The organism is Tritonibacter sp. SIMBA_163 (assembly GCF_046535935.1).
Classification (GTDB): domain Bacteria; phylum Pseudomonadota; class Alphaproteobacteria; order Rhodobacterales; family Rhodobacteraceae; genus Epibacterium; species Epibacterium scottomollicae.
This window is the reverse complement of the sequence record NZ_JAWJBP010001218.1, coordinates 1-240: the sequence shown is the minus strand read 5'-3', so window position 1 is coordinate 240 and position 240 is coordinate 1. Positions and strand designations below refer to the sequence as shown.

At 52.9% G+C, this 240-nt stretch carries 1 protein-coding gene; it reads left to right on the top strand.

All coding sequences use genetic code 11. From position 1 onward, the window contains the following. On the top strand, positions 1-240 hold a 240-nt coding region (locus R0J92_RS26185), incomplete at both ends, for a hypothetical protein (RefSeq protein WP_411053839.1).

Genomic DNA, 240 nt, shown 5'->3' with positions numbered 1-240 from the left:
AAATCCATGACCTCGATCCTCCTCAATACTCATAATATCGGCAGAACAATGACTTGCTCCTCCATCCCGTTGCCGATGAAATGGGACGCGCGGGTTCAAGAAACAAGGCAGGCCGTGCCTCAGGGCTCTCGCAGCTTTGAAAATTCCCATCAAAAACGAAAAGAGGGACCGGTCGTATCACCGATCACCCTGAAGTTTTTACTGCCCTTAGGTTCGGCTTACTCAGCGGCCTCCGCCGCC